Source organism: Vibrio algarum, assembly GCF_028204155.1.
GTDB lineage: Bacteria > Pseudomonadota > Gammaproteobacteria > Enterobacterales > Vibrionaceae > Vibrio > Vibrio algarum.
Window position 1 is genome coordinate 2,593,264 of sequence record NZ_JAQLOI010000001.1, and the last position, 25,669, is coordinate 2,618,932.

The 25,669-nt window shown below is 40.7% G+C and carries 23 protein-coding genes and 1 pseudogene; 15 read left to right on the forward strand and 9 right to left on the reverse strand.

Annotated features, from left to right (window positions below; genetic code table 11):
* Positions 1-37 precede the first annotated feature (37 nt).
* The 5 genes from PGX00_RS12090 to PGX00_RS12105 all read left to right on the forward strand — a co-directional run bounded on the left by PGX00_RS12090 (position 38) and on the right by PGX00_RS12105 (position 5,886).
* A complete protein-coding gene (locus PGX00_RS12090) occupies positions 38-2,566 on the forward strand; it encodes a fimbria/pilus outer membrane usher protein (RefSeq protein ID WP_272136750.1) in 2,529 nt (842 codons plus the stop codon).
* Between the two features lie 56 nt (positions 2,567-2,622).
* On the forward strand, positions 2,623-3,399 hold the full coding sequence (locus PGX00_RS12095; RefSeq protein WP_272136753.1) for an outer membrane beta-barrel protein: 777 nt from the start codon (positions 2,623-2,625) through the stop codon (positions 3,397-3,399).
* On the forward strand, positions 3,330-3,674 hold the full coding sequence (locus PGX00_RS22940; protein WP_407702356.1) for an OmpA family protein: 345 nt from the start codon (positions 3,330-3,332) through the stop codon (positions 3,672-3,674). Before PGX00_RS12095 ends, PGX00_RS22940 begins: the two co-directional genes overlap by 70 nt.
* A 193-nt stretch (positions 3,675-3,867) precedes the next feature.
* Entirely contained in the window at positions 3,868-4,839 is a 972-nt protein-coding gene (locus PGX00_RS12100) for a fimbrial protein (protein ID WP_272136755.1), read from the forward strand.
* A 39-nt stretch (positions 4,840-4,878) separates the two neighbouring features.
* Positions 4,879-5,886, forward strand: coding sequence for a fimbrial protein (locus PGX00_RS12105; RefSeq protein WP_272136758.1), 1,008 nt, complete (start codon positions 4,879-4,881; stop codon positions 5,884-5,886).
* A gap of 44 nt (positions 5,887-5,930) precedes the next feature.
* Here the strand turns inward: PGX00_RS12105 and PGX00_RS12110 are convergent, their stop codons facing one another.
* Positions 5,931-6,551: a hypothetical protein gene (locus tag PGX00_RS12110; protein WP_272136760.1), complete on the reverse strand. Its 621-nt coding sequence runs from the start codon at positions 6,549-6,551 to the stop codon at positions 5,931-5,933.
* A 280-nt stretch (positions 6,552-6,831) separates the two neighbouring features.
* On the opposite strand from PGX00_RS12110, the gene PGX00_RS12115 reads away from it, so the two are divergent.
* The 6 genes from PGX00_RS12115 (at position 6,832) to cspE (ending at position 11,949) form a co-directional block, all read left to right on the forward strand.
* Positions 6,832-7,803: a fimbrial protein gene (locus PGX00_RS12115; RefSeq protein WP_272136762.1), complete on the forward strand. Its 972-nt coding sequence runs from the start codon at positions 6,832-6,834 to the stop codon at positions 7,801-7,803.
* Positions 7,804-7,911: 108 nt separating this feature from the next.
* The gene (locus tag PGX00_RS12120) at positions 7,912-8,262 is read left to right on the forward strand and encodes a hypothetical protein (RefSeq protein ID WP_272136764.1); all 351 of its coding nucleotides are present in this window, start codon (positions 7,912-7,914) and stop codon (positions 8,260-8,262) included.
* A gap of 59 nt (positions 8,263-8,321) precedes the next feature.
* The gene (locus PGX00_RS12125) at positions 8,322-8,795 is read left to right on the forward strand and encodes a type 2 periplasmic-binding domain-containing protein (RefSeq protein WP_272136766.1); all 474 of its coding nucleotides are present in this window, start codon (positions 8,322-8,324) and stop codon (positions 8,793-8,795) included.
* A 527-nt stretch (positions 8,796-9,322) separates the two neighbouring features.
* Positions 9,323-10,783, forward strand: coding sequence for a catalase (locus PGX00_RS12130; RefSeq protein ID WP_272136768.1), 1,461 nt, complete (start codon positions 9,323-9,325; stop codon positions 10,781-10,783).
* An 84-nt stretch (positions 10,784-10,867) separates the two neighbouring features.
* A complete protein-coding gene (locus PGX00_RS12135) occupies positions 10,868-11,374 on the forward strand; it encodes an ankyrin repeat domain-containing protein (protein ID WP_272136770.1) in 507 nt (168 codons plus the stop codon).
* Positions 11,375-11,736: 362 nt separating this feature from the next.
* Positions 11,737-11,949, forward strand: a complete 213-nt coding sequence (cspE, locus tag PGX00_RS12140; protein WP_272136773.1) for a transcription antiterminator/RNA stability regulator CspE — start codon at positions 11,737-11,739, stop codon at positions 11,947-11,949.
* Positions 11,950-12,572: 623 nt separating this feature from the next.
* Here the strand turns inward: cspE and PGX00_RS12150 are convergent.
* Positions 12,573-12,806, reverse strand: a pseudogene (locus tag PGX00_RS12150) (STAS domain-containing protein); the annotation flags it as partial.
* A 140-nt stretch (positions 12,807-12,946) separates the two neighbouring features.
* On the opposite strand from PGX00_RS12150, the gene PGX00_RS12155 reads away from it, so the two are divergent.
* From PGX00_RS12155 to PGX00_RS12165, 3 genes are all read left to right on the forward strand, one after another.
* On the forward strand, positions 12,947-14,041 hold the full coding sequence (locus tag PGX00_RS12155) for a NapC/NirT family cytochrome c (protein WP_272136778.1): 1,095 nt from the start codon (positions 12,947-12,949) through the stop codon (positions 14,039-14,041).
* 34 nt (positions 14,042-14,075) lie between these two features.
* Positions 14,076-16,520, forward strand: coding sequence for a trimethylamine-N-oxide reductase 2 (locus tag PGX00_RS12160; RefSeq protein WP_272136780.1), 2,445 nt, complete (start codon positions 14,076-14,078; stop codon positions 16,518-16,520).
* Between the two features lie 217 nt (positions 16,521-16,737).
* Positions 16,738-16,896: a hypothetical protein gene (locus PGX00_RS12165; RefSeq protein WP_272136781.1), complete on the forward strand. Its 159-nt coding sequence runs from the start codon at positions 16,738-16,740 to the stop codon at positions 16,894-16,896.
* A gap of 56 nt (positions 16,897-16,952) precedes the next feature.
* On the opposite strand, the gene bioD is transcribed toward PGX00_RS12165, so the two are convergent.
* From bioD to bioB, 4 genes are read right to left on the reverse strand one after another with little or no spacing between them, the layout of a single operon-like run.
* Entirely contained in the window at positions 16,953-17,636 is a 684-nt protein-coding gene (gene bioD / locus PGX00_RS12170) for a dethiobiotin synthase (RefSeq protein ID WP_272136782.1), read from the reverse strand.
* Positions 17,633-18,427: a malonyl-ACP O-methyltransferase BioC gene (gene bioC / locus PGX00_RS12175; RefSeq protein WP_272136783.1), complete on the reverse strand. Its 795-nt coding sequence runs from the start codon at positions 18,425-18,427 to the stop codon at positions 17,633-17,635. The genes bioD and bioC overlap by 4 nt, the downstream gene beginning before the upstream one ends.
* A gap of 6 nt (positions 18,428-18,433) precedes the next feature.
* Positions 18,434-19,588, reverse strand: a complete 1,155-nt coding sequence (gene bioF, locus PGX00_RS12180) for an 8-amino-7-oxononanoate synthase (protein ID WP_272136784.1) — start codon at positions 19,586-19,588, stop codon at positions 18,434-18,436.
* A 5-nt stretch (positions 19,589-19,593) separates the two neighbouring features.
* Positions 19,594-20,646: a biotin synthase BioB gene (bioB, locus tag PGX00_RS12185; RefSeq protein ID WP_272136786.1), complete on the reverse strand. Its 1,053-nt coding sequence runs from the start codon at positions 20,644-20,646 to the stop codon at positions 19,594-19,596.
* A 142-nt stretch (positions 20,647-20,788) separates the two neighbouring features.
* On the opposite strand from bioB, the gene bioA reads away from it, so the two are divergent.
* Positions 20,789-22,066, forward strand: coding sequence for an adenosylmethionine--8-amino-7-oxononanoate transaminase (gene bioA / locus PGX00_RS12190; protein WP_272136788.1), 1,278 nt, complete (start codon positions 20,789-20,791; stop codon positions 22,064-22,066).
* Between the two features lie 175 nt (positions 22,067-22,241).
* On the opposite strand, the gene serS is transcribed toward bioA, so the two are convergent.
* The 3 genes from serS to lolA all read right to left on the reverse strand — a co-directional run bounded on the left by serS (position 22,242) and on the right by lolA (position 25,634).
* Complete coding sequence (gene serS / locus PGX00_RS12195) at positions 22,242-23,534, reverse strand: serine--tRNA ligase (RefSeq protein WP_272136790.1); 1,293 nt, start codon at positions 23,532-23,534, stop codon at positions 22,242-22,244.
* Positions 23,535-23,640: 106 nt separating this feature from the next.
* Entirely contained in the window at positions 23,641-24,990 is a 1,350-nt protein-coding gene (locus PGX00_RS12200) for a replication-associated recombination protein A (RefSeq protein WP_272136792.1), read from the reverse strand.
* A 44-nt stretch (positions 24,991-25,034) separates the two neighbouring features.
* Positions 25,035-25,634 carry an outer membrane lipoprotein chaperone LolA gene (gene lolA, locus PGX00_RS12205; RefSeq protein ID WP_272136794.1) on the reverse strand — a complete coding sequence of 200 codons (600 nt, stop codon included), beginning with the start codon at positions 25,632-25,634 and terminating at the stop codon, positions 25,035-25,037.
* Positions 25,635-25,669 lie beyond the last annotated feature (35 nt).

A 25,669-nucleotide genomic window follows, 5' to 3' on the forward strand; every position in this document is an offset into this window, starting at 1 on the left:
TATATTTTTTTACTTTCTTTTCTGGTGAGGTTATATTTTGAAAAACCAATGTGATTTAAATAAAACTCATCGATTGATAACGCTTACATCATTAAGTTTTTTTCTATTGCCTATTCTTTCTTACTCTTCATCTGTAGCATCTGAAGAATATGAGTTTAACTCGTCATTTTTAAAGGTTGATGACAAAAGTGCCGTCAATCTTGATTATTTTTCTAAAGGGTCAAATGCACTCCCAGGAAATTATCAAGCTTTTATATATGTAAACGATAAATACATCACTAGTAAAAATCTCGTCATAAAAGAAGAACAAGACAACTCTACTAGACCTTGTATAACCCGAGCTATCCTCGCTCATATTGCCTTTGAGCCTTCTAGACTCCCAGCAATGTTTATAGAAAACCTTGATAAAGGCGGCTCATGTATTGATCTGGAGGCTCTCATACCGAATTCTAGCATCGTTTTTGATAGCAGTGAGTCACGCCTTAACATCCAAATTCCACAAGTTCATATGAAGCGAGTCGCGCGCGATTCAGTTAGCCCTGAATTATGGGATGAAGGTATTCCCGCTGCTTTATTAACTTACAATATCAATGGTTATAACAGTGACCAAACGGGACAATCGTTAGCTGCCTATTTCAATACTGGCGTTAATATAGGCGGATGGTATTTCCGTCAAAATAGCGTTTTGAGCTGGTCTGAAAACGAAGGTAGTGATTACACCATTCAAAACACCTATCTGGAAAAAGCAATCCCAGACTGGCAAGGCCGTGTCTTAGTTGGGCAAACCAACACACAGGGGCAATTTTTTGATTCTGTGCCTTTTACTGGTATTCAATTTAATACGGACAACCAAATGCTTCCTGCTTCTCAGCGTGGTTACGCACCTGAAATTCGCGGTGTAGCAAGAACAACAGCTAGAGTCACCGTTAAGCAAGACAATGACATTATATATGAAACTACCGTAAGCCCTGGTGAATTCTTAATTAACGATTTATATCCAACAGGTTTTGGTGGCAACCTTGCTGTGACGGTGACTGAAGCCGACGGTTCAGAGCAAAATTTTTTGGTACCTTATGCAGCAATGGTTCAGCTGATACGACCAGGGGCTCAGCATTTCTCCGCCGCTATTGGGCAATATCGTAATGATACCTTACTGTCTAACCCAGCTTTATTTGAAGGCACCTACCAAAGAGGCTTGTCCAATTCATTAACTGGATATGCAGGTATTCAAGCAAACCAAGACTATTTTTCAGCTCAAGTTGGAGCTGCTGTCGGGACCTATATCGGTTCATTTTCTGCAGATATATCGCAGTCCTTTACTCGTATGTTAAATGGTCGTAGTGATCAACAAGGGCAAAGTTACGAAGTTAGATATAGTAAAAACATCACGTCTACTGGGAGTGATTTTTCCTTAGCTGCCTATCGTTTTTCGACCGAAGGTTACATGGACTATCAAACGGCAATGACGACGAGAGACGCGATCCAAAAAGGAAGAAGCACGAATAACATTTATCGCTCAAAAAACCGATTTATTGTAACTGCAAGTCAACAATTACCCGAAAATTGGGGACAATTCTATCTTAGTGGTTCTTTTGAAAACTATTGGGATCAAGACGGTTATTTAAACCAATATCAGGGTGGATATAGCAATCATTATAACGGTTATACGTGGGGTATGAGTGTTAGTCGTAACGAGGACGCAAAAGGAAAAACACAAACCAATTTAGCGGTCAATCTCTCCTTTCCATTGGGGAGAACGGATAGGACCACCGGTGCCAACCCGCGCGTTAGTCTACGCCTAAACAACGACGATGATGGTAACGAACGTCAGCAGTTAAGTGTTTCCGACAGTGTTGGTAAAGACAACTTATTCAATTACAACATTTCAAGCACCCATGCTAATAAAGGAGCGGGCACCACCACCGACGTTAACCTTGGGTATATTAGCCCTATTAGCTCACTAAGCGCTAATGCTAGTTTTGGCAAGCACTACAAAAGCCAAAGCGTTGGTTTATCTGGCTCTCTCGTAGCACATGCCGGAGGTATTACTGCGTCGCCATACAATGGCAATACTTATGCTTTAATTGAGGCAAAAGGTGCTGAAGGTGCCTCTGTTTCTGGCTATAAAGGTATAAAAATTGACAGCAATGGCTATGCCCTTACACCAAATTTAAACCCTTATCAAATGAATGAGGTCTATATCAACCCTAAAGGCGCATCTCAGAACGTTGAGTTTACAAACACATCACAACGAACCGCACCTTATTCTAATGCTGTAGTCCTGGTTAAATACAATACGAAAATGGGTATTCCACTGCTCTTTAATAGTGCGCTCAACGATAAACCAGTGCCTTTTGGCGCTTCAGTTTACGACGCACAAGGTAATACCGTAGGACATGTCGGTCAGGGTGGAAAAATATACGCCCGAGTTGCAGAGCCACAAGGTTCGTTGCTTATATCTTGGGGCGAAACGAACACTGAGCAATGTAATATCGTTTATTCACTTACGCCTGACCAGGCTAAATCAACACGATTACAGTCCATAAATACAAACTGTAAAGGGTAAGGCCATAACAACGATGACAAAGCTGAAATAAACCCACAATGATGAAGATGTTAACCATGAAAAAACGGACAAAAATGACTGCACTTTGCTTATTGTGTTCGACCAATACCATCGCTCAAGATGAGATCGTACAACAAGCAAGAAACCAAAAGAAAACCACGGCACCTATTGTTTACCCTCACCTATTTGTTGGTGTCGAAGGCGGAGTGCAGTTGTCCTCGCTCAATGACGCCCCTAAAGAGCCAGTATCCGGAGCGTATATCGGAACTCAGTTTACTGAGCACTGGAGCTGGGATTTAGGTTATCAATATCATGGTAATTTAAGTTCAAAAAACGAATATACCGATATCAGCTTCTTTGATACCGCTATACGCCATGATTGGTATTTCACTAACGATATTAGCGTATATGGTAAATTAGGTATCGCCTATTGGAACATAAACACAAATGAGAAATATCAAAAATCAATAAAAGAAAATGGATTTTCTCCATTAGCTGAAGTTGGTGTCAACTATCGTGTTACTCCAAATGTATATTTAAATGCTGGTTATCAATATATGGATGAAGTTGGTAATGAAAAGTCTGGTCAATATGATGCTAGAACATTGATGGCAGGTATTAGTTATCACTTTAAGGGTAAAAAACAAGCACCCGCAAAGCCTACCCCAATAACAGCCAAAAGCTTTGTTAAGCCTCCCCTACCCCGACCCCAGTGGAACCAAAGAAAGTTACAAAATTATTCGAAACCACCATTCAATCTGATGTGGCGTTTGAATTTAATAGCGATAAATTTATTGAAACGCCAGAGACGACGACTAAACTTGACCAACTAATAAAATTACTAAATCAGTACCCCTACGCCCACGCCCAAATTGTTGGTCACACTGACTCTATTGGCACTAAGCACTACAACAAAAAACTGTCTGAAAAACGTGCACTTTCAGTCTTAGAGATTCTGAAGAAAAAGGGCGTTGATACAAACCGTTTAAGTGTTATTGCAAAAGGTGAATCACAACCCATTGCTACCAATATGTACGCTCCCGGACGAGCGAAAAATCGTAGGGTAGAACTTATTATACTGTCTTTCCAATATACTGTAGATGAGTAATATTGGTTTTGAGTTTTCAGATATATAAAATAAATAATATTGCTTTGAGCAGTTACGTTGCCTGCTCATTTTTTACTTGTTGATTAATATTAACGAGCCTGAATTTTCGTTTTAACACGTTAATTGAATTGCATTTTTTTGTTTTTTCGACAGGCTAATTTTAAATGAATCATGATAATATCGATGCCTAAAAATGAAATATTTGATCAATTTTACACTGCTAATTGGGGTGTTAATATACCCAGAAACCGCGACAGCGAACCAGTGCAGCGTTTCAAATTATAATACCGAATATGTGGGTGACTCAATTCCGGTAGGGGACGAAAAGACAGGAGAAACTTTAGGTCAAATTAATGTTTCTTTCAATTATTCGTGTACGTTTACAAATGCCCATACCATTAAATTGTTTGGTACTTGGGGACAACAATCTTACATATCCGGCAAAACTTACAAATCAAACTTAGATGGTATACAGCTAGTAACACCACATCTGATAGGAACATCAGGGCCACATTACAACTCTGTTATATTTGCTAGTCTTTCTGGTAATACCTCTGGCACTGTCTCGGGCCCCCTATTTTATGTCAATAAAGTGAGTAAAGTGACCTATTCTGGCGATAGCGTTTACTTAGGCACCTCTCATGACACTCACTATCTTCAATATGACGTCTTTAAACCAGGCGCATCTTATGGGACCGTACTAGAAGATCATTTGGGCTTTGCGGATATTTCCATAAGTCGTCCTACCTGCCGATTCGATACTAACGATGTCACTCAAACAGTTACACTGCCAACTGTTGCCCCAAGAGACTTCACTGGCGTAGGCTCAACCACTGGTCCTAGCCATTTTTCCATTAAACTTAATTGCGATGCAAAAGTGACCCTGTCAGCAAACATGACCGATGCTAACTTTACCGCTAATGTAAGTGATGCTTTAACATTAAACAGTAATTCGACAGCGTCTGGGGTGGGTATACAAGTATTCTTGGACAACAAATCGACGCCAGTCACCTATGGTGTCAACAAGTGGTATATAGATGGTTCTGCTAGTGCAGCAGCCACTACTTATACCATTCCATTTCTCGCTAAATACGTGCAGACTAAATCGACCATTGGTCCTGGAAGTGTCTACGCCCAAGCAATCATCTCGTTTTTTTATGAGTAAACCACTAATTCGGAGACTGAATACATAGGATGTTATCTCATGAGCTTTGCTTCATACTTGTTTCTTTCCATCACTATTTTAATGAGTTTAGAAGCGCATTCATGCGCTATAAGTGAAAATGAAGATATGTCCCCCTATTCTACAGCTGTAGAATTAGGACCACTCCATGGTAAGGCAGGTATCTCGTATCTGACGAGTTGGTCTAGTACGGTTGCGCAGTATTTTCAGCGAGGTACGTGCACTGGTAATGGCTACTCAACCTGGGTATATAGTCATCAACCAGCAGTGGGAGTAATTGACGATTATCCTGTATATCCAACTGAACACGACAACATTGGTTATGTCGTGCTAACTAGAAAGGACTATCGAAGCCCTCTATTGACTACACCTTTCCGTACATGGTTTACCGACGGTACATCGTTTTACACTAATATAATGACAACCATAAGGTTCGTTAACCTCGGTAAGTTACAAGCAGGTGTTTACACCCTTACCGGAAAGCAAGCCGGAGTCGCCGTGTTATCCAATAGTTCTGCCACTTTGTCTTCTGTAACAAAACAAAAATTTTATTATCGAGGCTTCACTCTTACTGTTACTGCGTCTACATGCACCGTAAATGTTGGCGATAAGAACCAAACCGTTATCTTGCCTAGTAGCAAAATAGGTGATTTTAACGGTGTGGGTTCTATGAGCGGTTCTCAATCTTTTAATATCAGAGTTAATTGCCCTTCAGGTATAGCGCTGTACGCCACTATGACAGACGCTAATTTACCAACAAATACCAGCAGTACTCTTACTCTTTCTCAAAGCTCAACCGCGTCGGGTTTCGGGTTGAAGATTTTCGCTAATAATAGCTCTACGGCAGTATCCTATGGACCAGAATCTGCGGTAAAAGGCAATACTAACCAATGGAAAGTCGGCGGCGGTGCAAGTTCGCCGGCGACCAATTATACCATTCCATTTGTAACTCGATACGTACAAACGTCAGCGACCAAAAGCGCAGGTTCCGTCAACGCACAATCTATTATCACATTTTCATATCAATAACGAATTGCGCTCTATTCTTTGCCTTACGGTACAAGCAACATTGGCTACTGCATGGGGTGCAAGCGAACCCAACCTGAACTAGAGCATTTCGCTTTAAGCCTTTCTAACTCAGCCAACGCTTCTTCTTTCGTAAAGTCGGGTGATAACAAATAATAGATACTACCTAACTTTGTGATTAATACCTTGTCTGTTTTACATCGAACATCATCGACAGAGGGTGATGATTTGCCAGAGTAAAACTGTATCACGTATTTATTTTGTGACATTTTACTTTTGGTATCATCATTTGAAACCGTTTGCTGAGTGTTGTTCTCAAATACTTCATTATTTACTTTGATGCAGTTGACTTTGTTCGCTTCAAAATCAATGAATACACCCTCTCCTTCGATGCGAATTTGTCGACCAGGATTTTGTTTACATTCGTTATAAAAGGCAAACATCGAAAAATGCAGTAAGTTGCATTCTTTATTTACGATCAGGTGGGTTAAACCTTGCTTCTGAAACGAGTGCACATTGCAACCTTTGGTATCGACTTCACGGCCCCCATCTGCATTCCAAACGGTCAAAATTTTCTCAAAGGTAACCTGAGTGTTTTTTGCTAGTACAGGTTCAGAAAATATAAAGAAGGCCACTATTAACGCAACCGAATATGAAATCTTCAACACTCACTTCTCCGAAGACAGTATAAATAGCCCGTATTATCGCCTTAAAAGAGAGCACTCACATTAGCATGCTAAATCTTAATACCATGCAATCTGCTAACACTATTACGTTAGAGCCATAACTGTAAGAAATATCGTATTTTCGCTAGCAAGATAAACAATCGCATTAGGATCGGCTTCCAGACATTAAATTTGAGTACGAGCAATCTTTTACTTGAGGCTTCTGTTACCACTCATTTGTAAATTACCGACCTAAATAACTATAAATCGGAAAGAGAAGTGCATGAAATACTTAGCAAGTTTTACATTATTCTTATTAATTTTTTTACACTCAGACGAATCTCATGCAAACCAGTGCACAATTACAAACTATAGCTCTCAATATGTAGGTGAACCGATCCCTATTGGAAGTGACAAAACTGGTGAAACCTTAGGGACAATTAATGTTTCTTTTAATTATGATTGTACGTTCTCAGATGCCCACACAATTATCTTATTTGCTACATGGGGGCAAAAATCTTACCTATCAAGCAATACATATGCGTCAAATTTGGATGGCATACAACTAGTGACACCATATTCAGTAGGTACATCAGGGCCACATACGAATTCCGTAAAATTTGCCACTTTAAATAGTAGTACGTCCGGTGTTGTATCAGGGCCGTTGTTTCACGTAAAAAAGGTAGACAACGTGTCCGTGTCTGGTAGTTCATACTTTTTGGGCACCTCTCACATTGACCACAATCTGCAATATGATGTTTTTAGAACAAACAGCTCTTATGGGGTAAATGTACAAGCGCAAGTAGGCTTTGCTGATGTTCCTATTACTCGTCCTACTTGTACACTTAATAGTAATAGTGTTCATCAAGTTGTTGCACTTCCAACCGCTGCCCTTAGTGACTTTAGTGGCATAGGTTCAACCATAGCTATAAGCGAATTTTTTATAAAGATGAATTGTGGTGCTAAAGTCTCCCTTTCTGCTTACATGACAGATGCAAATTCACCTGCCAATGTAAGCAACGCCCTAACGCTGAACGATAGTTCAACGGCAGCAGGAGTAGGTATTCAGGTGCTTGCCAACAACAATGAAAACCCCGTCATATATGGCGTCAACAAATGGTATATTGCTGGCTCTGAAAGCGCAGAGGCAATGAATTATACTATTCCATTTTTGGCCAAATATGTGCAAACCGAACCAACAATAACACCAGGCAGCGTGAACGCTCAGGCTGTGATATCTTTCTTTTATGAATAAAAAAACATGATGCCAATACGGCACAATGGGCAGCGTATTGAAAACAAATAGCACTATTTTGTTCTACAATTAAAAAGACCAATAATAGGTAGGAATACTAACGTAAGGATGAATACTATAACTAGCTTTGTTCAAGCGACATGCCTTCTTACTGGAATAATCTCTATCTTTTTCAGCTCATTATTGTGGGCTGTCGACATCGTAAAATTTGAAGCAGGTCAATCCCAAAATGATGCCCGTATGGCTTATAAAATTGAAGTTATACAGTCAGCTTTAGAGCATACAAAAGACACATATGGACCCTATTTAATTTCAACGAGTGCGCCTCTAATGAACTCACTACAAGCAATGAGACAATTGCAAAACGGGGAGTTGCTGAATGTATTTATCGCACTAACAAATAAAGATTGGGAAAGTAAAACTATTCCAATTCGAATCCCCTTCGCCGGGGGCTATTAAGTTATCGGCTTTTGCTTACCCATAAACGGTACTTACCGCTTCTAAAAAACGTTAACGACGTGTCAGATTTAATGTCATTACAGGTCGGATTGCGCCACAACTGGTCAATAACCAAGATACTGTCTTTACGTGGCTTTGATATTGTCCCGTCAAAAAGCTATGAAGGTCTATTCGCTATGCTAAATAGCCAACGGTTTCATTATATCCCTCGCGGCATCAATGAAATTTATAACGAATTGGATAGTCGTAAATCAAAACTAAACAATGTTGTTATAGAACCTGAACTCGTTCTATATATTCCGTCACCTACGTATCTATTCGTATCACCGAAATACCCTCGCCTTGCTCAACGATTTGAAGATGGACTTGAATTAATGGTAGCGAATGGAACACTGAAGGTCATATTTGATAAATATTTCACTCATCATATCGAGCGAGCAGATATAAAAAATAGACGTATTATTGTGGTAGGTAACCCGTTACTGCCAGAATTAACGCCTTTAGAACGCTCTGACTTGTGGTGGTCACCTTGACCATCTGAAGCATCAACTACATCTAATCCACTTCACATAATTAACTGCGCTTTCCTAACAATTAAGTTGATAAATTTTGGCTATTAATTTAATAGAGCCAAACGATTATACCGACCAAATAAGCCTAGTTATTATGTGGGTATCGGTTTGACGAGATATCGACAAGGTTGATAAAAAACTATTTGAATATCCCATTATTGAAGCTATCCCTCAACCTGAAAGATTGGCTGTAAAAAAGCTAACACTAAATAAAGCCACGTTGTATGACGATTACAAGATGGGTATATCTGAGGAAAAAACGAATTTAACTATTGCCAGTGATATTTGTCATACAAATATAACGAATCAAGACATTCGTTTAAGTTATTGATAATTAACGTATAAATTTGATCTATTCGATATTGGCATTAAAAAAAACAGTTATCATACTTAGAAATATAAACTTAATCTAAACCAAAGGATCTCCTGACTCTGCTAACCTAAAGTAGTGACAGTCAAATAACCCTCTTGACAATATGGAAATAACAATGAAAAAACAAACAAAACTAACCACGTCCAATGGCTGCCCTGTTGCAGACAATCAAAATGTACAAACTGCAGGTCCTCGTGGGCCAATGCTTTTACAGGACGCATGGTTTCTTGAAAAACTCGCCCACTTCGATAGAGAAGTTATCCCAGAAAGACGTATGCATGCCAAAGGTTCTGGTGCTTATGGTACTTTCACCGTTACGCACGATATATCTAAGTATACGAAAGCCAACATATTCTCTGAAATAGGCAAGAAAACCGACCTTTTTGTTCGGTTTTCTACCGTTGCCGGTGAGCGTGGTGCTGCAGATGCTGAACGTGATATTCGTGGGTTTGCTATCAAATTTTACACCGAGGAAGGTAACTGGGATCTTGTCGGCAACAATACGCCCGTCTTCTTCCTTCGCGATCCATTGAAATTTCCAGATCTTAATCATGCGGTTAAACGAGACCCTCGCACAAACATGCGTTGCGCAAATGCGAACTGGGATTTCTGGACATTGCTGCCTGAAGCGCTACACCAAATAACGATTTTGATGAGTGAACGTGGTATTCCCCGTACTTATCGCCATATGCATGGGTTTGGTAGCCACACGTTTAGCTTTATCAACGCTGATAACGAACGATTTTGGGTTAAGTTCCATTTAGAAACTCAACAAGGTATAGAGAACCTTACCGATCAAGAAGCAGAAGAACTGGTTGGTAAGAATCGTGAAAGCCACCAGCAAGATCTGTACGAATCCATTGAAAATGGTGATTTTCCTCGCTGGGATTTAAAAGTTCAAATCATGCCTGAAAAAGACGCGGCGGATTATCGGTTCCATCCGTTTGATCTAAGTAAAGTTTGGCCACACGAAGATTACCCACTGATTGATGTTGGTGTTATGGAGCTGAATCGAAATCCAGATAACTATTTTGCTGAGGTAGAGCAAGCGGCATTCAACCCGGCTAGCCTAGTACCTGGAATTGGATTCTCTCCCGATAAGATGTTGCAAGGGCGATTATTCTCATATGGCGATACACAACGTTATCGTTTGGGTGTGAATCATTCACACATCCCAGTAAACCAGGCTCGCTGTCCTGTTAATTCTTACCACCGAGATGGCGCTATGCGCGTAGACGGTAACTATGGAAGCACTAAAGCATATGAGCCAAATAGTCTAGGTCTATGGCAAGAACAGCCAGAAACTAAAGAGCCTTCTATGCAACTCAGTGGCGATGCTTATAGCTGGGATTTCCGTGAAAATGACAGTGATTACTTTACTCAGCCGAGAGATCTGTTCAATTTGATGACACCAGAGCAACAGAACGTTCTGTTTGAAAACACGGCGCGCAGTGTTGGTGGTGCATCTATTGAAATCCAACATCGTCATATTTCTAACTGCTACAAGGCCGACCCTGCCTACGGTGAGGGGGTTGCAAAAGCATTAGGAATAGCATTGGAAGATATACAACGATAAAATAAGGTAGTTTATGCAGGTGCATATATTGGCCTGCATATAACCACCACTGAGTAGAACCATTAACGTTGTCAGAGATACTTTATGAGTAAATGGAAGAACTATAAAAAAACGTATCGGAATGAACCGGATATCTATGATTTTGCTCGGCTTGGTGATTTTAGAGGGCTTGCTGATACACTATCTTTGAACTCTAACCTCAATTTAGATGCTAAAAACCATAGAGGTTATTCTCCGTTGATGCTCGCGGTTTATAATGGGCATAGAGATTTTTGTGAAGCGCTGCTTAGAAGTGGGGCTGACGTTAACTCCACAGATTTAATGGGGAATACTGTACTAATGGCCTCCGCTTTTAAAGGCAATGTGGACATCATAGAGCTTTTATTGCAATTTGGGGCAATAACGACCCATAAAAACCAAGCCAATATGAATGTACGAGACTGGGCGGTAATGTTTGGACGGACAGAAGCTGTTCAATATCTAGATAATACAACCCCTAATGTCGTTGCTTCATCAAAAATAAAAAATATCCTAAGGTTTATCAGACTTAGTTTTATAATGATTAAGAAAAAAACAAAAAACAGAGGCTAGAAAAACACAGCCTTTTTATAGCTATAAAATCACAATAATATTTCAAAAAATAGTTCACACTCTATGGCAGCCCTTTGTCTCTATAGTAAATCTCTCTGAAAATATTAATTATCAATTTATAATTTAAGCTATTTAAAAATATAAATTGACAATGCCCAGTAACAAGGTATTATCTACCACGCTCTGTTGTTCAGGGTTATTAGTGAAACATAAAGTAAAAGTAAAGCCTCAGAATTTCTTCGTTATTGTTGTTATCCTCAGTTTTTCCCTTAGCTTCATCGTCACATTCAATAATTCAAGCTTTCAGCGCCATCGCAATATCGCGATAACTATATGAATTTAAATAAAATAAGGGACAAAATATGTCTACTAAAACAACTGGTCTAGTAAAATGGTTTAACGAATCTAAAGGTTTTGGCTTTCTTACTCAAGACAATGGCGGAGCGGATGTATTCGTTCATTTTAACGCTATCGTTTCTGACGGTTTCAAAACATTGGCTGAAGGTCAAAAAGTATCTTTCGAAGTTGAACAAGGCCAAAAAGGTCTTCAAGCTGCGAACGTTACAGCGCTATAACTTTTAAAAGTTAGCGAAAATTATAAGTTGCCGTAAATAGTTTAATAACCTTTTACGGCACTTAAAACAATCAATACAAATTAATTTATACTGTGTCATCGAAAATATAAACATTCAAAACATTTGCTTTTCATCTGTCATTACGTTTCTTATTCACTTCGTTACACTCTCATAAATAAAAACAAAAAAACAAGGGGTAACTATGGCTCGTTCTATAGGTCGTAAACGATTTTGGTTCCAACAATACCGAAATGAAAATAATAAAACCAAACCAGAGGGAATTAAATGCGGATAAACTTTAATATATTTAAAGGTGACGTTTTTTGGGAGTCTTCAATACATCAATTAAATAGTGATATTTTATTGCGACACATCCGAATGAATAGCAATGTGGATGATTTCAATATTGATTTTTCATACTGTGAAACAAAATGTGAAGGTAATATTTTAAGTAGTACCAATCAACTCATTGGCACATTTTTCATTTCTTAATCACACTTCTATCTCAACCAATAGATTCTCGAAAACAGTCATGTTGCAGAACATGCAAACAAGTTCTGGATTTCATTCACTGCGTTTTCCATCCCTATTAGCCACTTCTATAAATGCTTAATCCGAATCATTTAAAGCTTAGCTAACGTCGGTTTATCTATTTCCACATGAGTGAGCGCAGCTTGTAGTGCTTGCTCTCTATATAAATAACAATTGCCCTCCGCGATCAAATCTAAGACATGAAATTTTTCTAATTTCTGACGAGTTTGCATATTGGGGCATATCAGCAGCACTTCACAATTGGCTTCTTTCGCAACCTTTATTGCGTTTTCCAAAGCCAACCCTACCGTCACATCGATCATTGGGCCTGTTGGTTCTGAAATGAAAGTAGTTGAGCCACCAAAAAGACCATATTAAATATTCATTTTGAAAAGTGTGATTCAGTTAGATACCTATACCCATTTATAGGTATACGCTTATTTTTTAATCAACGTCGCGACTATCTATGAAATTAAACAAATACACTATCGGTTTACTAACCATTATTGGCATCGTCATTGGGTGGGTAACCTTAGGAGGGTCAGCGGCTGTGATGCACATGACCTCAAGTACTGAGTTTTGTCTTTCTTGCCATACGATGCAAATCCCATATGAAGAGTATCAAGGCTCTAAACACTTTAGTAATGCGAAAGGGATCCGAGCAGAATGTGCAGATTGCCATATACCTTCTGATCCTATCGACTATGTTATTACTAAGATTCGAGCATCTAAAGATATCTATCATGAGTTTATAACTGGGAAAATAGATACTGAAGATAAGTACGAAGAGCATCGCTTGGCTATGGCCGAAACCGTGTGGGCTCAAATGCGAGCCAACGATTCAGTAACCTGCCGTTCCTGTCATAGCTTCGATGCTATGGATACTTATGAACAGTCTGAAAATGCTACCAAAATGCATGAATATGGCATCGAAAATAATCAAACCTGTATTGATTGCCACAAAGGTGTTGCGCACTTCCCACCAGAAATCGAGATGAGTAGTGAAGCATATGACAACTTATTAGCACTCACTGAAGAAACGAAGCCAGACGCTGAGATAGTCTATCCAATTGATACTATTTCCATTGGCGACTTCGGTCGTGTAAATCCTACCGTAGAGTTAAAGGTAATTTCTCACGATACTGATTTCAGAACAGTACAAATATCTGGTTATCAGATGAAAGGCGCAGAACAAGTACTTTATATGGGCAAAGGACAGCGAGCCATTATTGCCACGTTAACAGATGAAGGTCAGGCAGCGCTCAACGTTGGGAAATTTGCAGAGGATGAATATGGTAATGCTTGGCGAACAGCTGAACTTATCGCTAAAACAGACGCCGCCGTCCTAGGAAACATTGAACCTTTGTGGCGCTATGCTGAAGAGCTAGACAATGTTTATTGTGCTGCTTGTCATTCCATCATACCCGCTAATCACTTTACCGTGAACGCTTGGGGCCCTGTCGCTAAAAGCATGGGTGACCGAACAGACATTACAGAATTAAACTTAGAAATTTTAACCAAATTCTTCCAAAACCACGCAAAAGATGTGGTTGGACACTAACGACCAATAACGAACGAAACAAAGGATAACGGCTATGAATAACATATCACGTCGAGGTTTCTTAAAGGGATCAAGCATGGCAGCGGGTACTCTAGTATTTACTAGTATTGTACCAATGCAAGCAATGGCAAAGCCTAAAGGTTCAGGAATACTTACCGCCGGTCGTATGGGCGCAATGATAGCGGAAGTTAAAGATGGAAAACTAATTTCAACAAAAGGTGCCTTAGCTAAGACTGTCCCCAATAGCCTACAAACTACCGGACCAGATCAAGTACATACTAACGCTCGTATTAAGTACCCAATGGTTCGAAAAAGCTATCTGGATAACCCAACAGATCCGAAAGGTATGCGCGGAGATGACGACTATGTTCGTGTTTCTTGGGACGAAGCTTATAAGTTAATACATGAGCAACATATGCGGATTCGTGAAAGCAACGGACCTGAATCTGTTTTCGCAGGCTCTTATGGTTGGCGGTCAAGTGGTGTTCTCCATAAAGCGCAAACCTTACTTCAGCGTTATATGAGTATGGCTGGAGGCTACTCAGGGCATCTGGGTGACTACTCTACTGGAGCCTCTCAAGTAATTATGCCTCATGTTATGGGGTCTATTGAAGTGTACGAGCAACAAACTACTCACCCAGTAGTTCTTGAGCACAGTAATGTCGTTGTTCTTTGGGGATTGAACCCAATGAACACATTGAAAATTGCATGGTCATCTACTGATGAATCTGGTATTGAGTTCTTCCACCAACTCAAGAAATCCGGCAAGACCATTATCTGTATTGATCCGATTCGCTCTGAAACCATCGAGTTCTTTGGTGATAAAGCACAGTGGATAGCACCCAATCCAATGACTGATGTTGCAATGATGATGGGGGTCGCTCATTCATTAGTCAGCAACAACAAACATGACAAAGCCTTCTTAGAAAAATACACCACCGGTTACGATAAGTTTGAAGCCTACCTCTTAGGTAAAGAAGACGGTATCGAGAAAACACCAGAATGGGCTGAAAAAATCACCGGAGTACCTGCAAAACAGATGGAAGTCCTTGCTGATATCTTCAGCAAAAATACGACTATGCTAATGAGCGGTTGGGGTGTACAACGTCAACAATATGGGGAGCAACGTCATTGGATGTTGGCGACGCTTGCTTCAATGTTAGGCCAGATTGGTCAAGCTGGCGGCGGCTTTGGGCTTTCTTATCATTATTCTAATGGTGGAAATCCAACACGTGATGCAGGTGTACTACCAGCCATTTCATCGACGCCTGGTGGCAGTTCTTCTGCTGGTAATGATTGGGCAGTATCTGGTGCGGTTAATGCTTTCCCTGTTGCTCGTATTGTTGAAGCGCTTGAAAATCCAAATCAAACCTATCAACACAACGGTAAGGAACTCACTTTCCCAGATGTCAAAATGATTTGGTGGGCAGGGGGTGGCAACTTTACCCATCACCAAGATACTAACCGCTTAATCAAAGCATGGCAAAAACCAGAGCTGGTGGTTATCTCTGAAATTTATTGGACAGCGGCCGCTAAACATGCGGATATCGTTCTGCCTATCACTACCTCATTCGAACGAAACGATATGACAATGACAGGTGACTATAGTAATCAACACCTCATACCTATGAAACAAGCTGTACCACCGCAAGGTGAAGCACGTAATGACTTCGATGTATTTGCAGACTTGGCTGAATTGATCAAACCGGGCGGTCGTGATGTTTATACCGAAGGAAAAACCGAAATGGACTGGCTGAAAGGCTTTTACGAAACAGCACAAAAAGGTGGTCGTTCAGCACGTGTTCGTATGCCTAATTTTGGTCAGTTTTGGGATGCCAATGAGCTAATAGAAATGAAGTTCAATAAAAAAGCAGCACAGTTTGTTCGCCATGCTGATTTCCGTAAAGATCCTGTGATGAACCCTCTTGGAACCCCATCAGGTAAGATTGAGATCTACTCTAAAACGATTGAAAAATATGGCTTGGATGATTGTCCCGCCCACCCAACTTGGTTGGAGCCTACTGAATGGCGGGGAAGCGCTAAAGACGATGAACTCCAGTTAATGACAGCACACGCAGCTCATCGTTTACACAGTCAATTTAACTATGCCAAACTCCGTGAAGAGTATGCGGTGCAGAACCGTGAACCGATTACTATTAATACCGAAGATGCGAAAAGCCGCGGTATCAAAAACGGTGATCTCGTTCGTGCATTTAATGCGCGTGGTCAGGTACTTGTTGGCGCATTGGTAACGGATGGAATAAAACAAGGTTCTGTCTGTATCCATGAAGGTGGTTGGCCTGATTTGGATCGTAAAACAGGGTTATGTAAAAACGGCGGAGCCAATGTATTAACGAGTGATATCCCAACATCTCGGTTGGCAAACGGATGCGCCGGTAACTCAGCACTAGTGAAAATTGAAAAATACACAGGAGATGTACCTAATTTAACGGCATTTACACCAGTAACAAATGGATAGTTCCCCCATATAATGTGGCCCCTTGTAAAAGGGGCTACTTTCTCTAACTTGCAGAAAACATAATAATTTATACCATTTACATTAATTATGTGTTCAAAAACTTACTGAGTTTATTATTAATCGTTAGACTTTTGTCGTATTGAGTAAACAGAAAATTAAGCGTAGATTGGAGCTACATAGGATTGCAGCCGCAGTTCGCTTAATAAGGAATAGGACAATGGTTGAGAATACCAATTTTCAAATGGCAATCGACTTACTGTGTTGTCACCTAGGAATCAGCGAAGAAGAAGCCAAAGAACAGTTGGGTATTGGTGAAAGCGAATTAATCCACCAACAGATAATGGATACCCAACGCTCTATTTCTGAAGGCATGTAATTTCAAAGAATCATAAAAAGGGTTACCAGTAATTGGTAACCCTTTTTTATTAAATTTTATGCGTTAATAATTGGGTCTACATTCATATATTTACCAATGTTTTTCCTTTTAACGCTAGGCACATAAGGAATTTCACCTAATTTAGGCGCGGGGATTTTGTCTTCCAACATACGGATAATCTCCGCGTAGTTTTCTGTTCCTGGATTAATTCGATTCGCAGCCCAGCCAATAATTTCTAAACCATCATTTTGAATCGCTTCGACAGAAAGCATCGCATGACTCAAGCAACCAAGTTTAATTCCCACAACCAGTACCACTGGCAGTTTTTCTTGTTGTACCCACGTTGATAAGCAATCTGAGTCTGAAATAGGAACACGCCAGCCACCAGCGCCTTCAACCAAAACAATATCAGCAACATGCTTATGTGTGGCTAACTTATCACTCAACAACGGTAATTCTATCTGAACGTCATCAAATTTAGCGGCAATATGTGGTGATGTAGGACGTTCCAGCGCATACGGATTGACATCATCATAGGCGATATCCAACGTAGCGGCTTCTTGCAAGTGGAGCGCATCAGAATTTCTAAGACCTAATTCCGTCTCTTTACACCCTGCGGCGACTGGCTTATAGCCAATAGTAGAAAGACCTTTAGCTGCTAGTGCTTGTAATATAGCTTTTGACACAACAGTCTTACCGACTTCGGTATCTGTTCCGGCAATAAAAAATGCATTAATCATAAAAAAATGGTTCCTAGGCACACCTGATAAGTTGCGGGTAGCAAATCATTATCATTTTTAAATCTTTGGTACTCTGTCTCAACACGAGTTAAGGTACTTTTTTTGGTCAAACCAGGAGAACGTTCTCCAACATGGGTCGCGCCAATACCTTTTAAATCTCGCATTAATTCAAATGCAGATGTATACCAAAGCTGAACTTTGAGTAATTCTAGATGATGATTTTGTGATCCAGCTTGCGCTAACGCAATTTTTATCTGTTTATCACTAAGAAAGTTATTGACGTGTTGATGTGAATCAATTTCAGCCCATGAACGCTTTAGCTCAATTAAAGAACCACTCATCAAAGTAGAAAACTTTATCAGTCCACCTTTTTTGGTTACTCTTTGTAGCTCTCTAAGAGGGTCGGCGAGATCATCACACCACTGCAGCGCAAGGCTAGAAAATACAATGTCGAATTCTCCCCTCTCGAATGGAAGCGCTTCTGCATCCGCTTGGCAATAAAGTGATACCTTCTCTTTGCATCGTTTTTCGGCTTGTTGCAACATTTGAGACGACAAATCCGCCGCCACGATTTCTGCTCCTTTTTGGGCTAATAGTTCTGAACAGAATCCGGTTCCACAACCAATATCTAATACCTTCATGCCTGATAAATCTGAAGGCAGCTGACCAATTAACTCGAGCCCAACATCTCTTTGAAATTGGGCATGTTGATCGTAAACGCGTGCGGCTTTGCTAAATGCTTCTGCAATAGCCAATTTACGCGTTGAATTTCTACTTACAATACAATCCACTGGGTTCTAACCTGTATGATTTTTTTCTGAAAAATGAATGATACTATTCACTAAATTATTGATTTGTTCAGTTGTATGGTTAGCGGTGAGGGTAATGCGAATTCTGCAGCTCTGTTTCGGTACCGTTGGGGGCCGTATCGCCGTTACCCAATGACCAGCTTTTTTAAGCGAGTTGGTTAATGCAAGTGTTCGATTAACATCACCACAGATAAATGGTTTTATTGGGGTTTGTGTCTCTACAAATCCAGGAACAGTAGACAAAGCCGAATTATAGGTTTCATATAAACTCATCAATTGGTCTCTGCGCCATTGTTGATTTTGAAGCATCAACGAAGCATGTGTCAAAGCATGAGCTTGGCTTGGAGGCATCGCGGTCGAATAGACATGATGTCTTGCGAACTGCGATAAATAGTCTCCTAGCCTTGCACTGCAGAGAACTGCTGCGCCTGAAAGCCCAAAGGCTTTACCAAATGTCACAACCAATATTTGAGGTTTAACATTCGCTTCATCGCAAGACCCTGCACCATTTTCACCGAGCACACCTACGCCATGAGCGTCGTCAACCATTAACCAATTACCGCTTTGACTCGTCACTTTAGCTATACCACTTAAAGGTGCAAGATCGCCATCCATGCTAAATACACCTTCTGTTACTACCAGGCTTTGCTGTTCTTTGGTTAATATCTCATTCAAGTGCTGTGTATCATTGTGCTTAAATCGCTTCATCGAAGCAGGGCTTAGTATCCCCGCCTCCATTAACGACGCATGATTCAGTTTATCTTGAACCAATACGTCATGTTTTTCTAATAATGAAAATAGCACCGCTTGGTTTGCACTAAAACCCGAACTAAATAGAATCGCTCTATCGAAACCAAGCCAGTCGCAAAGGGTATCTTCAAGCCTGCGATGAGCCGCAGAGAAACCAGTAACTAACGGAGATGCCCCGCTGCCTGCCCCATATTTATCAATACCTTCTTGCCATGCTTTTGACAGCTCTTTTGAGCTCGCCAACCCCATATAGTCATTACTCGAAAAATTCGTGTAACACGTATCTTCGAAGCTAAAAACAGGCTGGTTTCCAGCGTCAATTACCGTTAATTTACGATCTAAAGCGGCAGATTTTCTAGCTTCTAAAGCGGCATCAATTCGATGACTAAACACAAGATTTAAACACTAGCATCATAAAACAGGTCATCTTTTGTTGGTCGAGCGGCAACGCGCTCTATCACTTGGTCAAGTAGCTCACTTTCCTGAACTTGATCCGGTTTTTGGCTAACCTCAACACTGTTAATCCCCAATTTTTTGAACAGTTGCATATCGCTATCCTCGTCTGGATTCGGCGTCGTTAATAACTTACAACCATAAAACACCGAATTCGCACCAGCCATGAAGCAGAGTGCTTGCATCTGTTCATTCATGCTTTCGCGGCCTGCAGAAAGCCTAACTGCTGATTCTGGCATCATAATGCGTGCAACTGCGATAAGACGAATAAAGTCGAACGGCTCAACATCTTCAGCTTCTTCTAACGGTGTGCCTTGTACCTTCACCAACATATTTATTGGTACACTTTCAGGATGAACAGGGAGGTTCGCTAATTCAACAAACAGACTGGCACGATCATTCACGCTCTCGCCCATCCCAATTATTCCGCCGGAACAGATCTTCATACCTGAATCGCGCACATGAGATAAGGTATCTAAACGGTCTTGATAGGTACGAGTTGTGATGATTTTTCCATAATATTCTGGCGAGGTGTCTAGGTTATGATTGTAATAATCTAGTCCAGCATCTGCCAAATCAACCGCTTGTTCTGGTGTGAGCATACCCAGAGTCATACAGGTTTCTAACCCCATATCTTTAACACCTTTAATCATATCTTTTAGATATGGCATATCGCGTTCTTTTGGGTTTTTCCATGCCGCTCCCATGCAGAATCGAGTAGAGCCTGAATTCTTAGCTTTTTCAGCGGCATCTAGGACACTTTGTACTTCCATCAGCCTCTCACGATCTACATCGGTACGGTAATGCGCACTTTGAGGGCAATATTTACAATCTTCAGGACAAGCACCTGTCTTGATTGAGAGAAGAGTACTAACTTGCACATAGTTATGTTGCTGATGTTGCCGATGGATCTTTTGTGCTTCAAACAACAAGTCCATAAAAGGCATTTCTAGTAATGTACGAACTTCTTCAACTTCCCAATTATGACGAACTTCCACGTGATGCTTCCTTTAGTAATTTTATCAGTCGCTGGTAATTTTTCTTAATACTTGGCTAGTCTACTGATAAGCTTTAGACTGTCAACAAAACTAAATACGCTAAAGTTTACATTCGAATAAAAAATACACAACAAGAGTACGCATGGACTTAAAATTTGATCAAAAACACATTTGGCACCCTTATACGTCAACTATTAATCCATTAACTTGCTACCCAGTTATGAGTGCAAATGGGGTGGAAATACAATTGGAAACTGGAGAGGTTTTAGTTGACGGCATGTCCTCTTGGTGGTCTACCATTCACGGCTATAATCACCCGCACCTCAACCAAGCCGCGCATACTCAAATCGATAAGGTTTCTCACATCATGTTTGGTGGGATTACTCATCAACCTGCTATAGACCTGTGTAAAAAATTGATTCAATTAACACCCACTCGTCTGCAACATGTCTTTCTTGCTGATTCAGGTTCGGTTGCGGTTGAAGTCAGCCTGAAAATGGCATTGCAATACTGGCACGCTAAAGGAGAGCCTAGGTCTAAATTTCTTACCTTACGCGATGGCTATCATGGTGATACTTTTGCTGCAATGTCTGTCACTGACCCAGATAATTCTATGCATAGCCTTTACAAAGGGTTCCTTCCAGAGCATATATTTGCTGACTCGCCAAAAACAGGATACTGGCAAGACTGGGACGACGCAGATATTGTCGACTTTAAGAAAAAAATAACTAAAAACCACAATCAGATTGCAGCGGTAATATTAGAACCTATAGTTCAAGGTGCAGGGGGTATGCGGATCTATCACCCAGAATTCCTTAGACAAGTCCGGGCACTATGCGATGAATTCAACGTTTTGCTCATTCTCGATGAGATAGCAACGGGCTTTGGTCGAACAGGTAAACTATTTGCGTGCGAACATGCCGATATTCAGCCGGATATTTTATGCTTAGGCAAAGCCATTACTGGCGGTTATATGACTTTATCTGCTACTTTAACGACGAAAGTTGTCGCGGATACTGTCTGCGGAGGAGATGCAGGATGCTTTATGCATGGCCCAACCTTTATGGGGAACCCTCTAGCCTGTGCAGTTGCTAACGCTAGTATGGAACTCATTGAAACCGGCGACTGGCAAAAGCAAACGGCAATGATCGAATCTCTTTTCGCTAAGAAATTGCCAGAATTAAATATATATGAATTAGTTCAAGATACACGTTGGTTGGGAGCAATAGGTGTCATAGAAACAAAAAAAGCGGTCAATATGGAAGTGATACAAAAGTTTTTTGTTGATAATGGTGTTTGGATACGACCTTTCGGCAAACTTATTTACATTATGCCTCCATTTATTAGTGAACCCGAACAGGTAAGTAAGCTCATTGAAGTAATTGAAAAAGCGCTACAGAACGAAGCGTGCTTTATATAACATGTGAAAATGGGAGTTTTGCTGATATTAAATCCCTACTTTCGTGAAAATGATATTGTGATTAAAATTTGGGCGGACAGACACCAATTTGGGTGGTCAAACACCTGAAGGAAGAAACGATCAAAAAAGCCGACATATCCTGTCGGCTTTCATTTACATATCGAAGGAGTTTACCTTATCCGATATAAGTTAATCCATTCATGTACTTACGTAGTACTTCAGGGATCTCAATACGTCCATCTGCCTGCTGATTGTTCTCTAGTATTGCCACCATAGTGCGGCCAACAGCCAAACCAGAACCATTCAGTGTATGTACAAGTTCAGGTTTCTTTTCACCTTTACGACGGAAACGAGCTTGCATACGACGTGCTTGGAAGTCCCACATGTTAGAACATGAAGATATTTCACGGTAGGTTTCTTGAGCAGGTACCCACACTTCTAAATCGTAGGTTTTACGTGCACCAAAACCCATATCGCCAGTACAAAGTACGACTTTGCGGTAAGGAAGTCCTAACAGTTGCAATACTTTTTCTGCATGGCCAGTGAGTTCTTCTAATGCATTCATTGAATCTTCAGGCTTAGTGATCTGTACAAGCTCTACTTTATCAAATTGGTGCATACGAATAAGGCCACGTGTATCACGGCCATAAGAACCGGCTTCTGAACGGAAACAAGGCGTATGTGCCGTCATTTTGAGTGGCAAATCGGCTTCGTCAGAAATAGTATCACGTACCATATTTGTAACCGGTACTTCTGCCGTTGGAATCAAACACATACCCTGACCTTCTTCAGTCGCAGGTTTAGTGTGGAATAAGTCCTCACCAAACTTTGGTAGTTGACCTGTACCATACAGACTATCGTGATTCACTAAATACGGTACATACATTTCTGTATAGCCGTGTTGCTCAGTGTGAAGATCAAGCATGAACTGAGCAATCGAACGATGCAGTCGTGCAAATTGGCCTTTCATTACGATAAAACGAGAACCTGAGATTTTAACAGCACTTTGAAAATCAAGACCGTCAGCCATTTCACCTAAATCAACATGATCTTTTAGTTCAAAATCATAAGCTTTGGGTTCACCCCAACGCGCAACTTCGACGTTTTCAGATTCATCTTTACCATTAGGTACTGAATCATCGGGTAAGTTTGGAATAGAAAGCGTAATATTTTCAAGCTGAACCTGTAACTCAGCAAGGGCTTTTTTCCCTTCTTCTAGCTCACTACCAAGGTTACCGACTTCGGCAAGAATTCGAGCAGCTTCATCATGGTCGCCTTTTGCTTTCGCTTGACCAATGGACTTCGAACGGGAATTACGTAGCGCTTGTAGCTCTTCAGTTTTAACTTGAAGGGACTTACGTTGTTCTTCAAGCTCACGAATTTTCTCTACATCGAGGGTGAAGCCTCGACGGGCTAGTTTTTCAGCTGTTTCATCCAGCTCAGTTCGAAGTATTTTAGAATCCAGCATTGCTAATCCTATGCTTTTAGTTGTGAAAAAACGCGCTGATTATTGACATCAAAATCAGTATCAACACGTTATAGAATAATTAATCGGGTAAGATATCCAAAAAGTACTACTTTTCATAGCGCTTTTGTGTGCTTTTTTCATCTAAAGAGGCAAGATAATCTAACTTTTCACCAATTTTTGTTTCCAAGCCTCGATTTGTCGGATAGTAGTAGCGAGTATCTTCCATTTCTTCTGGGAAATAGTTCTCTCCGGCAGCATAAGCATTGGGTTCATCATGCGCATATCGATACTCTGCCCCATAACCCAGATCTTTCATTAAGCTGGTGGGGGCATTTCGTAAATGATGAGGCACTTCATATTCAGGCTGGTTATGAGCATCATTTAACGCTTGTTTCCATGCTGAATAAACCGCGTTGCTTTTAGGCGCACAAGCCAAGTAAACAATTGCTTGGGCGATGGCTCTTTCCCCTTCAGCTGGACCTATTCTAGTAAAGCAGTCCCACGCAGATACCGCTATTTGCATTGCCCGAGGATCAGCATTACCAATATCTTCTGACGCAATGGCAAGAAGCCGTCTTACGATATAAAGAGGGTCGCACCCCGCAGCCATCATTCGAGCAGACCAATATAGTGCCGCGTCTGGGTTTGAACCACGAATCGACTTATGAACCGCGGATATTAAGTCATACCAAATATCACCTTTATTATCAAAACGAGATATTTTCTCACCAGCAACTTCCGCTAGCAATGACAATGTGATTTGTTTAATACCCGCTTCGTTTTCTTCTGCCATGTCATAGAGCAATTCAAGATAATTGAGAGACATTCGTGCATCACCATTAACTAACTCTGCTAATCGGTCTAACACGTTATCTGCAAAATGGGCTTCTATTTTTCCTAAGCCACGCTCTTTATCTTGCGCAGCTTGATCAATGACAGAAAGGATATCTTCATGAATTAAAGAGGTTAATTTATAAACTCTTGCCCTTGATAACAAAGCGTTATTTAGCTCAAAAGATGGATTTTCAGTCGTTGCACCAATAAAAGTGATCGTCCCATCTTCGATATGCGGTAAAAACGCGTCTTGCTGACTTTTATTAAATCGATGGACTTCATCAACGAATAGTATGGTTCTGTGCCCTACTAGCTTATTTTCTCGTGCCTTTTCGATAGCAATGCGTATATCTTTAACACCGGAAGTCACGGCAGAAACTCGTTCAACCTCAGCATTTGCATAGTTTGCAGCTACTTCTGCAAGGGTTGTCTTTCCGGTACCGGGAGGCCCCCAAAGAATCATTGAGTGTATATGCCCCGCTTCCAAAGCCCTTCGTAAAGGTTTGCCTTGTCCAAGAATGTGTTGCTGACCAATATACTGCTCGACGGTCATTGGTCGCATTCTCGCAGCTAATGGGCGAAAGTCTTCATCGGCCGTAAAATCTAGGCTATAATTACTCAAGTTAACGCCCTATTCGCTCAATAAGCTTCGTTATGATGACGTTATTAATTCCTTTGGTCATCGACTTCTACACCGTCTGGAATAGTAAAGACAAATCGGTCCTTATTTGGAACCGTGTTACTGTAATTGTTGAAAATAAACTGACCTTTTTGTCCGTCCTGTTCAATAACATTAAAGCCGTTAATGACACCAGAACCATCTACATCAACCTCAAACTGGCCTTGATTCGAATCGATGGCTGTTGGTGTTAATGTAAAAACATTACCCTGTTGAGATACTAAATAGTTGTCCCAGTCACTTGCTCTATTTCGGGTAAGAAGTACAAATGGCGTTTGGGCAGTCGCTTGCTCTTGCCAGTAGATACTAACCTGCTCTACAAATGGGCTGTAGTACCAAAGCGTTTCCCCATTAGAAACCAATACGTTCTCATCAGGCATGATTGTTGTCCAACGGAACAAGCTTGGGCGAGCAATCTCTACCGTTCCTTCTCCTTCCATCAATACTTCATTATCAGGACTGATGACTGTTTGAGAAAATGAGGCGCTAAAACCATTGGTTTTAGAAAGGCGCTCACTGAGTTCATCTTTAGGTGAGGCGACAGCCGTAAAGCTAATAAGACAGATTATCGCTAAAATTTTATTCATTTATAAACCTAGTGTTGTTTATCTTCCACTTAAGA